A 16,248-nucleotide genomic window follows, 5' to 3' on the forward strand; every position below is an offset into this window, starting at 1 on the left:
GCGCCATCCACCTTAACTTCAGAAAGGCCGAATTCCCCGCACTGCCGGTTGAGCGCTCAGCCACATCACCGCCGCCGCAAGAATCAGCATTAAACTTCCCGCCAGCGCAAGTGTTGCCCAGCCTACCTGTCTCCAGAGTACCGGCGCTTTATTGCCGCTCAGGCGAACTGCAAGCGTGCGGAAGCTGTGCACCAGCAGCGCAAGGCCAGAAATGGTTATCGACGTGCCTGCCGCCATCGCCAGGGCGGAAAGCATTCCCCAGCTAAATACGCCAATCACTTTACTGAACAACAGCACCATAATCGCGCCGGAACACGGACGCAGCCCCATCGATAAAATGATCGTCGCGCGAGCCCGCCAGTCTTCCCCTGCGGCGAGCTGTTTTTCCGTTGGCAAATGCTGATGCCCGCAGCCGCAGTTCGCATCATGAACATGATGTATGGAAAAAGCAGTGAACTTTGTTGGCTTACGCAGCGCGCGGCGTAATTGGCGAAGCGCGCGCAGGCCAAGCATCACGCCCAGAACGCCTACTAACAAATAGCTGCCCTTCTCCAGCCAGAAACTGCTCATATGAAGCTGGCGCGACGGCAGTTGCAAAATGCCCAGCACAACGACCACAAGCGCTATCGCCACCAGCCCCTGCAACAGCGAGGCGGCGAACGTCAGCTTCAGGCTGCTTTTCAACTGCGAGGGATGAGTAGCGAGCCACGTTGTGATAACGACTTTGCCATGCCCCGGCCCTAAAGCATGCAACACACCGTAGACAAAGCTAAACGACAGCAAAGACCATCCCGCCCGCGCAGGGTTTTCCGCCACCTGACGCAGTAAGCTGCTCAACTGCTGATTAATAGATTTTTGCCAGGCGGCGCTATTAAGCAGGATCTGCGGCCAGTAATGCCAGACGGCATACAGCACCATCATCGACGCCAGCAGAAAAAGAGCCAGCGGCCACATATGCAGCCAGCGACGTGTTTTTGGTTTAGAAGAGAGAATTACTGACATTGAATCGTTACCTGCTGAGCAAACTGCTTACCCAGTTCCATATCTTCCGGAGGCGCATCGGCCTTATCCAGCGACTGAGCGAAAGCCAGCGTATCTTCGTTTGGCTGCGGCGTTTTCACTGAAATGTTGCAGTTGCGCGCCAGCGCTTCCGGCAATTTTGCGTCTGCCGGTTGGTCATAACTCATATCAACAAAATAGGTCGGGTCAAAGGTGGCAAAGGTATAGGTTTGCCCTTTTAAAGGCTGCGGATGCGCCAGCGGCAATATAAAACTGAGCACCGCCTGATGATTAACGCGCGCAAGCGAGTATTCGCCGGGCAAATTAGTAAACTTCACTTTTTCGCCGTTATGCCAGACTTCCGTGAAGTAATGCTGCCCCAGCACGTTAGCCATAACTTCAGCGGCCAGCTTCTTCCAGACCGGTGAGCCAGGTTTCGCATCGCCTGCGTCATACAGTAGATCTGCTGAAGTAATTTCATCCATCGTCCACTGCATTTTCAGCCCGGTCATTTGCCCGTCCTGTGCCATCACGGTTGTCATAAGCGTTATAAAGCTGTGCGGATGAGCCAGCGCAACGGGGGTCCAAAGCGCCGTGGCGAGTAAGATAACCCCTGTTCTGCTACACGTTTTGCCGCGCATTTTTCCCTCAATTTAAAAATTCTGTGAGCCAGTCACAATTCCGCAATGAAAAACCACAGATGCAGCGTTCTGCATCAAAAGCTTTAGCTATTCTTAGCAATAATCAACATAACTGGACCCTACGGATGATGACACTGCTTTCCCCTCCACCATCTGTGCTCTCCAGTCCGCAGCGACGCTGCCACCTGCTTTTGATGCTTTATCTGCCGGGACAGACGGTAACACCGGAGATTCTGGGCAGGATTAATGGAGTGGACAGTAGTAAAGCCCTGCAAGATATAGCCGACACGAGCGATGAAATCCAGCGTTATCACCGACTGGCGATGATCACCGAGCCCGACGGCAGTTACCGAATTGAGGGTGCCGTCCTCGACAAGCGGCTTTGTCTGTTGCACTGGCTGCGACGAGCGCTGCGCCTGTGTCCGCATTTTGTGCAGCACCACTTTACTCCGGCGCTTAAAGACGAGCTCAGAAAGCAGGCGCTTACGAAAGCGCTGTATGACGAAACTAACCTTCAGGCGCTGGTGAACCTCTGCGCCCGCCGCCTGCAACGCCAGTTTGATAGTCGCGACGTGCAGTTCCTGAGCCTGTTTTTGCAGTATTGCCTGCACCAACATCAGTTGGGAAACAGGCCGGAATTTAACGAAACGCAGCGAGAATGGACGCGCCTGCGTCCGGAATACCTTGCCGCGCAGGATATCGCCCGGCACTGGACTCGCCATGTGAAACAGCCTGCTCATGAAGATGAACAGTTATTCCTCGCCCTGCTGTTCCAGATGCTGCGCACCCCGGACCCGATTCGCGATAATCATCAGCAGGATTTGCGTCTGCGCGCCTCTATTTCCACGATGATCGCCCGTTTTCACGAGCTTGCGGGAATGTCGTTCAGCGATGAGCAGGGATTAAGCGATCAGCTATATATCCATCTTGCCCAGGCGCTCGATCGCTGCCTGTTTGCAATCGGCATCGACAACAGCCTGCCGGAAGAGATCACCCGCCTGTATCCAAAGCTCATGCGCACCACGCGCGAAGCGTTTGGCGAGTTTGAAGCCGAGTATGGGATTCGTTTCTCAGACGAAGAGGTGGGGCTGGTCGCGGTGATTTTTGGCGCCTGGCTGATGCAGGAGAATGATTTGCAGGAAAAGCAGGTGCTATTGCTGACGGGCAATAACGCCGAGCTGGAACAACAGATCGAACAGCAGTTGCGGGAACTCACCCTGCTGCCGTTGAATATAAAACACCTGACGTTGCATAGTTTTCAAAAGGAAGGCGCGCCAAAAGAAGTGGTGCTGGTTATAACGCCCTATTCCACCAGCCTGCCGCTTTATTCGCCGCCGCTAATCCACGCCACGCTGCCGCTTGGCGACCATTTGCAGCAGCATATTCGTGAGATTCTTGAGGGATAGTCGGGTGGCGCTGGCGCTTATGCGACCTGCAACCCGATCGTAGGGCGGATAAGCGCAAGCGCCATCCGCCAGTCAGCCAGTCAGCCAGGTTAATTGGCAATCCTCGGTCGAATCACCAGCGCAGGCAACGCCACCAGCGCCATAATCCAGAATACCCCGCCGTGCATATGCTGATACAGGAAACCGGAGAACATCGTCATGATGGCGATGCCGCCGCCCATCGCCACCGCGGAATAAACCGCCTGCAGCCTAATCACCTCGTTCCCCTGACGCGCCGAAATGTAACGCATGGCCGCCAGATGACAAACGGTGAAGCTTCCGCAATGCAGGATTTGCGCAGCGATAAGCCACGGCAGCTCGGTGGTCCATGCCATCAGGCTCCAGCGAAGAATGCCCGCCACGCCGGAAAGCAGCAGCAAGTCACGGGCGCCCCAGCGGCGAAATAGCTTGTTGCTAAGCGCAAAGACAACGATTTCCGCCACCACGCCCAGCGACCATAAATAGCCCACCACCGAGGCAGAATATCCTGCGCCCTGCCAGTAAATCGCGCTGAACCCGTAATAGGCCGCGTGCGCTCCTTGCAGCAACGACACACAGGCAAGAAACCGCCACGAGCTGAAAACCAGCTTTTTCCAGGCCTGCCAGCCTGCGGCTTCTTTCTGCCGTGATTCTCCCTGAGGCATCACCGACGGGCGCAGCAGCATTCCGCTCAGCATGGAAGCCACGCCGATGCTGAGCAGTACCAGAATCGCCTGGTAACTGAATAGGCTGACCAGCTTACCCGTTATCGCTGAGCCAATGACAAACGCCAGCGAACCCCACAGGCGCACCCGCCCGTAATCCATAGTGATTTGTTTTTGCCAGGTGCCTGCCAGCGCATCCGTAAGCGGCACCAGCGGGGAGAAGAAGAGGTTAAATCCGACCATGACAATCAGCAGCCAGGTAGCCGTTTGTCCAAACCAGAAAGCCACGGCAAAAAGCAGCGTCAGCAGAGCAAGTAACCGGAGAGCGAAGACTAGTCGGGAAGGGTCGGTGACGCGTGGCGCTAAAAGTAAACTACCGAGGAAACGCGCAATTAATCCCGAGCCTAACAGAAGCCCGATAGTTTCAGGCGGAAGACCCGTTCCGGCAAGCCAGACGCTCCAGAAGGGCAGGAAAATCCCGTAACTAAAGAAGTAGGTAAAATAACCGAGCGCCAGCCAGCGCGTAGAGTGCAAAACCATGATCCCTCCCGTTTTGGAGGCGACAGTTTGGCGGAGCGATGACCGGCATGCAAGCTTTCATTAACAGCTTAATAACACATATTTTTTAGCAGGTTAATTAGCTATCGGAAACAGAGCTCGATATTTCCAGGCGAGCTTTACGGTTGTGTATTACGGTTATTTTGAATCCCTTCACAAATCGAGTCCGCTATGAATAAGTTACGTTACTTCGATTTTGGTCAGTCGCGCCCTGTAATGTTGCTGATTGCCCGAATCGCCCTCGTGCTGCTGTTTATTATTTTTGGCTTTCCGAAAATGACCGGCTTTAGCGGGACCGTGCAATATATGGCTTCCGTTGGCGCACCGCTGCCGATGATTTCCGCCATTATTGCCGTGCTGATGGAGGTTATTGCCGCAATACTTATCGTTCTGGGCTTTTTCACCCGTCCGCTGGCAATCATTTTTATCTTTTATACCCTGGGAACAGCGGTGATTGGCCATCATTACTGGAATATGACCGGCGATGCCGTGATGCCCAATATGATTAATTTTTATAAAAACGTCAGTATTGCGGCGGCGTTTTTGCTGCTTGCGATTACAGGGCCTGGCAGTCTTTCCCTCGATAAACGCTGAGACAATTTTCCAAAAAAAAGGCCGCTTTCGCGGCCTTTTTTACTACCCGTTTAAACTACGCGTAAACTGGCAGTCGAGCACAAATATCGAGCACTTTTTGCTTAGTGCGCTCAATAACGGCTTCGTCGTTGATGTTGTCTAACACATCACACATCCAGCCTGCCAGCTCGCGAACGTCTGCTTCGCTGAAGCCACGGCGGGTTACAGCCGGTGTACCAATACGGATGCCGGAAGTCACAAACGGGCTCTTCGGATCGTTTGGCACGCTGTTCTTGTTCACGGTGATGTTCGCGCGGCCCAGAGCTGCATCTGCTTCTTTACCGGTCAGGTTTTTATCGACCAGATCCAGCAGGAACAGATGGTTGTCAGTGCCGCCGGAAACCACTTTGTAGCCTCTTTCCAGGAACACGGAAACCATCGCTTTCGCGTTTTTAGCAACCTGCTGCTGATAGGTTTTGAACTCTGGTTCCATCGCTTCTTTCAGCGCAACGGCTTTGCCCGCAATAACGTGCATCAGCGGGCCGCCCTGCGCGCCCGGGAACACGGCGGAGTTCAGTTTTTTGTACAGCTCTTCGCTGCCGCCTTTCGCGAGGATCAAACCACCGCGCGGGCCTGCCAGCGTTTTATGCGTAGTGGTAGTCACGACGTGAGCGTGCGGAACCGGGTTCGGGTAGACGTCTGCGGCGATAAGACCCGCAACGTGCGCCATGTCCACGAACAGGTAAGCGCCGACCATGTCTGCGATTTCGCGCATTTTTGCCCAGTCAACCACGCCGGAATAAGCAGAGAAACCACCGATGATCATCTTCGGCTTGTGCTCTTTTGCCTGTTTTTCCAGGTCTGCATAATCAATATGGCCGGTTTCATCGATACCGTAAGGAACGATGTTGTACAGCTTGCCGGAGAAGTTGACCGGGGAGCCGTGAGTCAGGTGGCCGCCGTGCGCCAGGTTCATACCCAGAACGGTATCGCCTGGTTCCAGAAGCGTGGTGTATACAGCGAAGTTAGCCTGGGAGCCTGAGTGCGGCTGCACGTTAGCATAATCGGCGCCAAACAGCGCTTTTGCACGGTCGATAGCCAGTTGTTCTACCACGTCAACATATTCGCAACCGCCGTAGTAGCGTTTGCCCGGGTAGCCTTCAGCGTATTTGTTGGTTAGCTGAGAGCCCTGTGCCTGCATAACGCGAGGGCTGGTGTAGTTTTCGGAGGCGATCAGTTCAATGTGCTCTTCCTGACGTACTTTTTCTTGCTCCATAGCCTGCCACAGTTGGGCATCATAATCGGCAATGTTCATTTCACGCTTTAACATTCGCATCTCCTGACTCAGCTAACAGTAAAAATTTGGACTGCTTTGAGGGGGCCCTTTTGGGCGACGGGCAACAGTGTAAACCGAATTGGTATCGGGTGATAGGGCTTGACAGAGGTTTTTACGCAAACGATTACCCAGGCATGGTGCAAGGGTTTGATGGCAAAAGTTCTGCGTGGGTTCAGAGGATATTTCTTCATTAACAACATGCGCGTTTTTCACTTTCTGTGATCCGTGTCGTTACCCACAATAATCCATTTACAACACGGGGTTAATTTTTATAAGATGCATGTAAAATACCACTTATATAAAACACGCTGTTCAGGAGCTACCTATGCTAGATGCACAAACCATCGCCGTTGTGAAATCCACGATTCCCCTGCTTGCCGCCACCGGCCCAAAACTTACCGCGCATTTCTACGATCGCATGTTCAGCCATAACCCTGAGCTGAAAGAGATCTTTAACATGAGCAACCAGCGCAACGGCGATCAGCGTGAAGCGCTGTTCAACGCCATCTGCGCCTACGCCAGCAATATTGAAAACCTGGCGGTGCTGTTGCCAGCCGTTGAGAAAATCGCCCAGAAACACACCAGCTTCCAGATTAAACCTGAGCAGTACAACATCGTTGGCGGTCATCTGTTAGCCACTCTTGATGAGATGTTCAGCCCGGGCGAAGAAGTGCTGAACGCCTGGGGCAAAGCCTATGGTGTGCTGGCCGACGTTTTTATTAATCGTGAAGCAGAAATTTATCAGACTAACGCGACGAAAAACGGCGGCTGGGAAGGCACTCGCGCCTTCCGCATCGTGGCAAAAGAGCCGCAGAGCGCGCTTATCACCAGCTTCGAATTTGCTCCTGTAGATGGTAAGCCGGTCGCGGATTATCAGCCGGGCCAGTATCTCGGCGTATGGCTGAAGCCGGAAGGTTTCCCGCATCAGGAAATTCGTCAGTATTCATTAACCCGCAAACCAGACGGCAAAAGCTATCGCATCGCGGTAAAACGTGAAGATTTGGGGCAGGTTTCAAGCTGGCTGCATAACCACGCTAAAGTGGGCGATGAAGTGCTTCTGGCGGCCCCGGCGGGGGATTTCTTTATGGATATTGCGCCACAAACGCCGGTGACTTTGATTTCCGCAGGCGTAGGTCAGACACCGATGCTGGCAATGCTGGATACCCTTACCCAAAATGATCATTCAGCTCAGGTAAACTGGTTCCACGCGGCCGAACACGGCGAGGTGCACGCCTTCGCCGATGAGGTGAACGCTCTGGGTGAACAACTGCCGCGCTTTGAACGCCACGTCTGGTACCGGACTCCGAGCGAAGACGATCGCGCTCAGGCAAAATTCGACAGCGAAGGGTTGATGGATTTGCTTGCGCAGGAAGGAAAAATCAGCGCGCCGGATATGCAGTTCTATCTTTGCGGCCCGGTGAATTTTATGCGCTTTGCTGCAGAACAACTGGTGAAGCTCGGCGTTGAGCAGGATCGTATTCATTACGAATGCTTTGGCCCGCATAAGGTGATGTAATTTTCCCATGCAGGGAAAAGGTCGGGTGGCGCTACGCTTACCCGACCTACAATTCGATAACGTAAAACGGGTTAGGCAGGATGGATAAACGAGGCGTCATCCACCAGATTCTGCCATGCCCGTCTTAACGAAAATCAAATCGCCGCGTCGTCTTCTTCGCCGGTACGGATACGCACCACGCGCGCCACGTCAAAGACAAAGATTTTACCATCGCCGATTTTACCGGTCTGAGCGGTATGAATGATGGTGTCCACGCAGGTATCGACGATATCGTCGGTAACCACAATTTCAATTTTTACCTTTGGCAAGAAATCCACCATGTATTCGGCACCGCGATACAGTTCGGTATGCCCTTTCTGGCGGCCAAAACCTTTCACTTCGGTCACCGTCATGCCGGTGATGCCGACTTCTGCCAGCGCTTCGCGCACGTCATCAAGTTTGAACGGCTTAATAATCGCATCAATTTTTTTCATGGTTTTCTCTGTCATTCCCGCACAACTTGTGTGTGCTGCAAGCATGGTAATCGGTTGCTCAAATTACCACAGACTACTCTTTAAAGTCATTGGCATCGAGTTCATGGCGCGAGAGTAATTTGTAGAATTCCGTGCGGTTGCGCCCTGCCATGCGCGCCGCATGGGTGACGTTGCCTTTGGTGATTTGCAACAGTTTGCGCAGATAGTTGAGTTCGAACTGATTCCGCGCCTCGGCGAACGTCGGCAAGACGGTGTTTTCCCCTTCCAGCGCCTGCTCCACCAGCGCTTCGCTGATAACAGGGGCGGAAGTGAGCGCCACGCATTGCTCAATAACGTTAACTAACTGACGCACGTTACCCGGCCAGCTTGCGGCCATTAAGCGCTTCATCGCGTCGGTTGAGAAACTGCGAACAAACGGCTTATGGCGGTCGGCTGACTGGCGCAGTAAATGATTCGCCAGCAGGGGAATATCTTCCGCACGCTCGTGCAGCGCCGGGATTTTCAGGTTCACCACGTTTAAGCGATAGAAGAGATCTTCGCGAAACTCGCCGCGTTCCATAGCCTTCGGCAGGTCGCGGTGGGTTGCGGAGATAATGCGCACATTAATATCCAGATCGCGGTTGCTGCCCAGCGGCCGAACTTTGCGCTCCTGCAAGACGCGCAGTAACTTCACCTGCAAAGGAATTGGCATATCGCCGATTTCGTCGAGGAAAAGCGTGCCGCCTTCTGCGGCCTGGAACAGCCCTTCCCGGCTGCTCACCGCGCCGGTAAATGCTCCACGAGCGTGACCAAATAATTCCGATTCAAGAAGTTGTTCCGGCAAAGCTCCACAGTTAATGGCAATAAACGCGTTTTTGCTGCGTGGACTGGCATTGTGGATTGCCTGCGCCAGGATCTCTTTTCCGGTGCCGCTTTGGCCGTTAATCAGCACGCTGACATCGGACTGCGCAACCATGCGCGCCTGCTCTAACAGCCGAAGCATATTAGGGCTGCGGGTGACTATCGTTTCACGCCACATATCGTCGCCGGCGGCGATGGTGTGCACCAGCGCGTCGTCGATAGCCTGATACAACGCGTCTTTGTCTACCGGCTTTGTCAGGAAGCTGAAAACGCCCTGCTGGGTGGCGGCAACGGCGTCCGGAATCGAGCCGTGAGCGGTAAGAATGATAACCGGCATCCCCGGCTGCATTTTCTGGATTTCCGCGAACAGCGCCATACCGTCCATTTCATCCATGCGCAGATCGCTGATTACCAGATCGATTTTTTCACGCGTCAGTAGCCGCAGCCCTTCTGCTCCGCTTTCAGCGGTGGAAACGGTATAACCTTCGCTCGCCAGACGCATGCCGAGAAGTTTGAGCAGCCCCGGATCGTCGTCAACCAGCAGCAATCGGGCCGGTTTGCGTTGTGTCATGGTTTTGCCTCCTGCTTAGGTTTTTCATTCTCCGTGTCAGGCGCGGGTTTAGCGATCTCGTCGTCCGCATCGCCTTGCGCTGCTGGAGCGGGAGCTGCTTTTTCAGCGCCACGGCTGCCGTCCGGCAGATAGTTGCTTGCCGGTTTGCGGCTGGAGAGCTGCCGCTCGATGTCGGTCAGATTTTCAAGCTTGCGGGTGGTCAGATCCAACTGATTACGCAGGCGCTGCTGCTGTTCGCGCAGCGTATCCAGTTCCCCATCCGTCGATTGCTGGAGCTTGCTGTAGCGCGTGCGCTCATCAGACAGGTCGAGTAACGAGGCCTGGCCATCTCGCCATATCTGGAAGAGCGGACGCACTTGCGCAGGGACTTCGCTGGCCATCGTATCAAGCTGAGTCATATAACGACGGCGCTCTGTCGGCGTAATTTTGGCATTAGCCAACAGGATGCCGCGCTTAAACGTGTCCTGCCAGGTATCGGCTGACCACAGGCGGGCTAGCGCCCGTGCTTCTGCTGGCGACAGCCGCTCCGCGCAGTCCATGCCGCGCAGCCAGAACAGAGGATTGTTAACCGCTTCATGTCCCTGGATGTGCCAGATTTCCATACAGTCGGTGGAGAGGTAATCCGCCAGTTGCTGCTCGGGTTCGTGCGGCTGATGGGTCTGTTTAATGGAACTGGTCACCGTATCTTGTACGCAGCCTGCCAGCATTAGCGGCAGTAAAATTACGCCAATACGGCGACGAAATAGTGTCACTTTCATTTTTTATTCATTCTCGGGAAAAACTGGCAATTCGATACGGAAACAGACGTCGGTTGTATGGTCCTCAACCAGACGCAGTTCGCCGTGCATACGACGGATACAATCCTGGGCGATACTCAGCCCCAGGCCACTGCCTTTGACCGCACCTTTACGTTGTAGACTGCCCTGGTAAAAAGGCTCAAAGATCATCTCCCGTTCGGTGGCCGGGATAGGTTGCCCGGTGTTTGCCACCTCAATACGTAATACAGAACCCACCTGTGAGCTGCGAAGGTAAATGGTACCGGATTCGCTGCCATAGTACACCGCATTGGAATAGAGATTATCCAGCACGCTCATTAACAACATAGGTTCCGCCAGGCAGGCCGCGGGACTAAGGTCACACTCGGTATGCATCATTTTAGCCCGCGCAAGCAAACTGTGGGCGGAGAGCACCACTTCGACTAACGGCGCCAGCTCCACTTTTTCCAGTTCAACCTGGCCGTCCGCCAGTTTGCGGTTGTAATCCAGCAGTTGCTCAATCAATTTTTGAAGATGGCGGCTGCTGCTATCAAGGATCTCCACCACTTCTTTTTGATCGGCAGTCAGCGGCCCGGCAACCTGATCCGCCAATAGTTCGGTCCCTTCACGCATACTCGCAAGCGGCGTTTTTAATTCATGAGAAATATGCCGCAAAAATTCGTGACGCTGCGATTCAAGCCAGGAAAGCCGTTCGCTTAACCAGACAATACGCTGCCCGACAGAACGCAGTTCACGCGGTCCTTTGAACAAAACGGAATTGCCCAGCGAGCGCCCTTCACCAAGCAGATTGATCATCCGCTCGATGCCCTTCACCGGACCGATGATCATACGAGTGAAGATAATCACCAGGCCAAGGCTCAGTAAAAACAGCACCAGCGCCTGCCAGCCAAAGAACTGGCCGCGTTCGGCGATTTCCTGCTGGAGCTGCTGGCCGCGCGAAAACACGACCGTACGCGTCGCCTGAACCATTTCAGCATTCGCCGTTGCAAACGTTTCAAGATGTAGCGCAGCCGTTGCGTCGGGACCGCTGTTTTTGCATTGCAGCTCGGCGAGATCGTTTAAGGACTGGCGCAGCACCTGGTAAAGACGATCGTCGGGAAGCACGCCCGCATGGGCATCGAGCATTTGCGCATAGCGTTTACGCTGCCCCTGATAAACCTTCGCAAGCGTAGCGTCATCCAGCACGCAGTACTGGCGATAGCTGCGTTCCATTTCAAGAGCGGCGTTGGTCATCGCCTCGCTGCGGCGGGCATCAATTAGCGTGGTGCGGTTGGTTTGCGCGGCCTGCGCGCTGAGCGCATTGAGGCTCTGCCAGGCCTGCCAGGCAAGAACCAGCAACGGAACCAGCACCAGTAAAAAAGCCATCATCACAAGCTGGCGTAGCGATCGGGGGAAAAAGTGCCACTGGTTCAATAGCTTCATCTCAAATTTACCTGTGAGACTTGATGCTAGCCGGGATCGGAGGGAGTTTAAAGTCTGGAAGCGCAGAAACAACAAAGGCAGGGTTTAAAACCCTGCCTTTGTACTGGAATCAGGCGGTGCCTTACTCAACGTTTCGCCCGGAGTATGCCAGGTCTCGAAGACTATTGGCAAAAGGTGGACGGCAGGCACCTTGAGTGCATCATTCGATGGTTTATGTAGCACGACTCTAAATCGAGGGCTGACATAAGAAGGTGAATGAGCCACTGCTTATATTAATGCAGGATGTATGCCACATTTTATAAAACGAACATATCCACCTGTTTTAAAAGAATTTATTTAAAATAACAGCAATATAATAATCGCATGCTTTTTAGGCTGCCTGTCGCCAATTAGCAACAGGATAAATAAGCCCATTTAAAGGTCATGGAAAACAAAGAGTTAAATGTCTCCATTTAGAGACACCAAAAAGGAAACTATGTCGGCATTTGTAGACAAAAAAATCCCCGCCGAAGCGGGGAGTAATATTTAACCTAACTGCTTGCGTGCGTTACGGAAGATACGCATCCACGGGCTATCTTCGCCCCACTCCGCAGGATGCCAGGAATTGCTGATGGTACGGAACACACGCTCCGGGTGCGGCATCATGATAGTGACACGCCCGCTTTCGTTCGTGACCGCGGTAATTCCATTTGGCGAGCCGTTCGGGTTAGCCGGGTAGTTTTGCGTCACTTTGCCGAAGTTATCGATAAAGCGCAGCGCCACCAGTCCTTTGCTTTCAAGCGCGGCCAGATGCGCGGCATCGCGCACTTCCACATGACCTTCCCCGTGCGACACGGCGATTGGCATATGCGATCCCACCATGCCCTGCAGCAGCAGCGACGGGCTTGAGCTAACTTCAACCAGGCTGAAACGCGCTTCAAAACGATCGGACTGGTTGCGCACAAAGCGCGGCCACAGGTCGCTGCCGGGGATCAGTTCGCGCAGGTTAGACATCATCTGGCAACCGTTACATACGCCCAGCGCCAGAGTTTGCGGACGATGGAAAAAGGTTTCGAACTCGTCGCGCACTTGCTGGTTGAAAAGAATCGATTTCGCCCAACCTTCGCCCGCGCCCAATACGTCGCCGTAGGAGAAGCCGCCGCAGGCCACCAGCGCCTGGAACTCTTCCAGACCGCGACGCCCTGCCAGCAAATCGCTCATATGCACGTCAATGGCGTCGAAGCCAGCACGATGGAAAGCAGCAGCCATTTCAACGTGGGAGTTAACGCCCTGCTCGCGCAGAACGGCTACTTTCGGACGGACGCCCGTGGCGATAAACGGCGCGGCGACATCTTCTTTAATATCGAAGCCCAGCTTCACGTTCAGGCCAGGGTCGTTGTCATTCGCTTTCGCTGCATGCTCCTGATCTGCGCAATCCGGATTATCACGCAGGCGCTGCATCTGCCAGGTAGTTTCCGCCCACCACATGCGCAGCGTAGAGCGGCTTTCGCTGAACACGGCATGACCGTCTGCCGTGATAGTGAAGCGATCGCCAGCAACGGCTTTTCCGAGGAAATGCGTGCAGTCCGCCAGGCCATGATCGGCAAGGGTTTTCTCAACCGCCGCGCGGTCCGCAGCGTTAACCTGGATAACCGCGCCCAGCTCTTCGTTAAACAGCGCGGCCAAACGATCGTTGCCAAGCGTTGCGATATCCGCTTCTACGCCGCAGTGGCCGGTAAAGGCCATTTCCGCAAGCGTAACCAGCAGGCCGCCGTCTGAGCGGTCGTGGTAAGCCAGCAGTTTCTGTTCAGCCACCAGCGCCTGCATCGCGTTATAGAAGCCTTTAAGCTGTTCAACGTTACGCACATCGGCAGGTTTGTCACCGAGCTGGCGATAGACCTGAGATAGCGCCGTTGCGCCCAGCGCGTTGTGACCAGCGCCCAAATCAATAAGCAGCAGCGCGTTGTCTTCGGTGCTCAGTTGCGGCGTAACAGTACGACGCACGTCTTCCACGCGAGCAAAGGCGGTGATAACCAGCGAAAGCGGAGAAGTCATCTCGCGCTGTTCGTTACCTTCCTGCCAGCGGGTTTTCATCGACATGGAGTCTTTGCCCACCGGAATGGTGATGCCAAGCTGCGGACAAAGCTCTTCGCCCACGGCTTTAACCGCTTCGTACAGTCCAGCGTCTTCGCCAGGGTGACCGGCCGCGGCCATCCAGTTAGCGGAAAGTTTGATGCGTTTAAGCGAACCAATCTGGGTTGCGGCAATATTGGTCAAGGCTTCACCCACCGCAAGGCGAGCGGAAGCGGCAAAATCAAGCAGCGCAACCGGCGCGCGTTCGCCAATAGACATCGCTTCGCCGTAGTAGCTGTCGAGGCTTGCAGTGGTAACCGCGCAGTTGGCGACCGGAATCTGCCACGGGCCAACCATCTGATCACGCGCAACCATGCCGGTTACGGTGCGATCGCCAATGGTTATCAGGAAGGTTTTTTCCGCAACAGCAGGCAGATGCAGAACGCGATTAACCGCGTCGGCAATGGTGATGGCGCTGCTGTCCAGCGCATCGCCCTTCGCTTTTAAGGTTGCAACGTTGCGTTCCATCTTCGGCGTTTTGCCCAGCAGCACGTCCAGCGGCATGTCGATTGGCTGATTATCGAAATGGCTGTCGTTTAGCGTCAGATGTTTTTCTTCGGTGGCTTCACCGATAACCGCGTACGGCGCACGTTCACGGCGACAAAGCTCATCGAATAACTCAATCTGCTCTGGCGCAACCGCCAGCACATAACGTTCCTGGGATTCGTTACACCATACTTCAAGCGGGCTCATGCCCGGTTCGTCGTTAAGAATGTCGCGCAATTCAAAACGTCCGCCACGGCCGCCGTCGCTTACCAGTTCCGGCATAGCGTTAGACAAGCCGCCCGCGCCGACGTCGTGAATAAAGAGAATCGGGTTATGCTCGCCCATCTGCCAGCAGCGGTCGATAACTTCCTGGCAGCGGCGTTCCATTTCCGGGTTGTCGCGCTGGACTGATGCAAAATCCAGATCCGCGTCGGACTGGCCTGAAGCCATTGAAGAAGCCGCGCCGCCGCCCAGACCGATGTTCATGGACGGCCCGCCCAGTACGATAAGCTTCGCGCCCGGCGGGATTTCACCTTTCTGAACGTGATCGGCACGGATGTTACCGATGCCGCCCGCCAGCATGACTGGCTTGTGGTAGCCGCGCAGCTCGACGCCGTTGTGGCTGTTGACGCGCTCTTCATAAGTGCGGAAATAGCCGGTTAACGCCGGGCGACCAAATTCGTTGTTAAACGCAGCGCCGCCAAGCGGGCCTTCGGTCATGATATCCAGCGCGGTAACTATGCGATCCGGCTTGCCAAAATCTTCTTCCCACGGCTGTTCGAAGCCTGGAATGCGCAGGTTTGAAACCGAGAAGCCAACCAGGCCTGCTTTTGGTTTCGCCCCGCGCCCGGTTGCGCCTTCGTCACGAATTTCACCGCCGGAGCCGGTGGCGGCCCCCGGCCACGGAGAAATCGCCGTCGGGTGGTTATGCGTTTCGACCTTCATCAGGATATGCGCGTCTTCCTGATGGAAATCGTAGCGGCCCGCTTCGCGGTCTGCGAAGAAGCGCCCTACCGATGAGCCTTCCATAACCGCCGCGTTGTCTTTATAGGCAGACAGCACGTGGTCCGGCGTTTGCTCAAAGGTATTTTTAATCATTTTGAACAGCGACTTAGGCTGCTGCTCGCCGTCAATCACCCAGTCGGCGTTGAAAATCTTATGGCGGCAGTGCTCTGAGTTGGCCTGCGCGAACATGTACAGTTCGATGTCGTTCGGGTTGCGGCCAAGCTTTGTGAATGCATCCTGCAAATAGTCGATTTCGTCTTCAGCTAACGCAAGGCCGAGGCGGATGTTGGCTTCCACCAGCGCGCCGCGTCCCTGTCCAAGCAGATCGACGCTTTGTACCGGTGCCGGTTCGTGATGGGAGAAAAGCTTTTCGCCATCGTTCAGAGAACCAAACACGCTTTCCATCATGCGATCGTGCAAAGCCGCGTTAACTTCCTGCCACTGTGCTTCCGTTAACGTTTCACCGCTGACGTAATACGCTACGCCGCGCTCAAGACGCTTCACCTTAGCCAGGTCACAGTTGTGGGCTATATCGGTGGCTTTGGAGGACCAGGGCGAGAGGGTGCCAGGGCGTGGCGTCACCAGGATCAGGCGACCTGTCGGGGCGTGGTCTGCAAGGGTTGGACCGTATTTCAGCAACCGTTGCAGTCGTGCGTGCTCTGAGGCCTCAAGCGGCGCGTCTAAATCGGCAAAGTGAACATACTCGGCGTAAATGTCGCTCACCGGCAGGTGGGCATCTTTAAAGCGGGCCAGCAGTTTGTTAATACGAAATGCCGATAGAGCGGGGGAACCACGCAGAATTTCCATCATCAAAGATCTCTCGTCTTCAAGCGTGAGCGACGCTCACGTGG

The 16,248-nt window shown here is 54.7% G+C and carries 12 protein-coding genes; 3 read left to right on the forward strand and 9 right to left on the reverse strand.

The features are described from left to right. Positions 1 to 18 precede the first annotated feature (18 nt). Both MUA00_RS06735 and MUA00_RS06740 read right to left on the reverse strand, forming a co-directional pair. On the reverse strand, positions 19 to 1,002 hold the full coding sequence (locus MUA00_RS06735) for a nickel/cobalt transporter (protein ID WP_271122261.1): 984 nt from the start codon (positions 1,000 to 1,002) through the stop codon (positions 19 to 21). Next, positions 993 to 1,640, reverse strand: coding sequence for a DUF1007 family protein (locus MUA00_RS06740; protein ID WP_271122260.1), 648 nt, complete (start codon positions 1,638 to 1,640; stop codon positions 993 to 995). Before MUA00_RS06740 ends, MUA00_RS06735 begins: the two co-directional genes overlap by 10 nt. Positions 1,641 to 1,765: 125 nt before the next feature. On the opposite strand from MUA00_RS06740, the gene csiE reads away from it, so the two are divergent. Then, a complete protein-coding gene (gene csiE, locus MUA00_RS06745) occupies positions 1,766 to 3,046 on the forward strand; it encodes a stationary phase inducible protein CsiE (RefSeq protein ID WP_271122259.1) in 1,281 nt (426 codons plus the stop codon). Between the two features lie 89 nt (positions 3,047 to 3,135). Here the strand turns inward: csiE and MUA00_RS06750 are convergent, their stop codons facing one another. Then, a complete protein-coding gene (locus tag MUA00_RS06750; protein WP_271122258.1) occupies positions 3,136 to 4,269 on the reverse strand; it encodes a 3-phenylpropionate MFS transporter in 1,134 nt (377 codons plus the stop codon). 189 nt (positions 4,270 to 4,458) lie between these two features. Between MUA00_RS06750 and MUA00_RS06755 the strand changes: the two genes are divergently transcribed. Further along, entirely contained in the window at positions 4,459 to 4,881 is a 423-nt protein-coding gene (locus MUA00_RS06755) for a DoxX family protein (RefSeq protein ID WP_271122257.1), read from the forward strand. A 55-nt stretch (positions 4,882 to 4,936) separates the two neighbouring features. On the opposite strand, the gene glyA is transcribed toward MUA00_RS06755, so the two are convergent. After that, on the reverse strand, positions 4,937 to 6,190 hold the full coding sequence (gene glyA, locus MUA00_RS06760; protein WP_271122256.1) for a serine hydroxymethyltransferase: 1,254 nt from the start codon (positions 6,188 to 6,190) through the stop codon (positions 4,937 to 4,939). A gap of 331 nt (positions 6,191 to 6,521) precedes the next feature. On the opposite strand from glyA, the gene hmpA reads away from it, so the two are divergent. Beyond that, positions 6,522 to 7,712: an NO-inducible flavohemoprotein gene (gene hmpA / locus MUA00_RS06765; RefSeq protein WP_271122255.1), complete on the forward strand. Its 1,191-nt coding sequence runs from the start codon at positions 6,522 to 6,524 to the stop codon at positions 7,710 to 7,712. A gap of 134 nt (positions 7,713 to 7,846) precedes the next feature. Here the strand turns inward: hmpA and glnB are convergent, their stop codons facing one another. From glnB to purL, 5 genes are all read right to left on the reverse strand, one after another. Then, complete coding sequence (gene glnB / locus MUA00_RS06770) at positions 7,847 to 8,185, reverse strand: nitrogen regulatory protein P-II (RefSeq protein WP_271122254.1); 339 nt, start codon at positions 8,183 to 8,185, stop codon at positions 7,847 to 7,849. Positions 8,186 to 8,258: 73 nt separating this feature from the next. Beyond that, positions 8,259 to 9,596 (reverse strand): two-component system response regulator GlrR, encoded by a 1,338-nt coding sequence (glrR, locus tag MUA00_RS06775; RefSeq protein WP_271122253.1) that lies wholly within the window; start codon positions 9,594 to 9,596, stop codon positions 8,259 to 8,261. Then, positions 9,593 to 10,354, reverse strand: coding sequence for a two-component system QseEF-associated lipoprotein QseG (gene qseG / locus MUA00_RS06780; RefSeq protein ID WP_271122252.1), 762 nt, complete (start codon positions 10,352 to 10,354; stop codon positions 9,593 to 9,595). Before qseG ends, glrR begins: the two co-directional genes overlap by 4 nt. A gap of 3 nt (positions 10,355 to 10,357) precedes the next feature. Next, complete coding sequence (qseE, locus tag MUA00_RS06785) at positions 10,358 to 11,794, reverse strand: two component system sensor histidine kinase QseE/GlrK (protein WP_408639688.1); 1,437 nt, start codon at positions 11,792 to 11,794, stop codon at positions 10,358 to 10,360. 525 nt (positions 11,795 to 12,319) lie between these two features. Further along, entirely contained in the window at positions 12,320 to 16,207 is a 3,888-nt protein-coding gene (gene purL, locus MUA00_RS06790) for a phosphoribosylformylglycinamidine synthase (protein ID WP_271122251.1), read from the reverse strand. Between the last annotated feature and the right edge of the window lie 41 nt (positions 16,208 to 16,248).

The sequence above is a fragment of the Dryocola boscaweniae genome, from assembly GCF_025215095.1.
GTDB lineage: Bacteria > Pseudomonadota > Gammaproteobacteria > Enterobacterales > Enterobacteriaceae > Dryocola > Dryocola boscaweniae.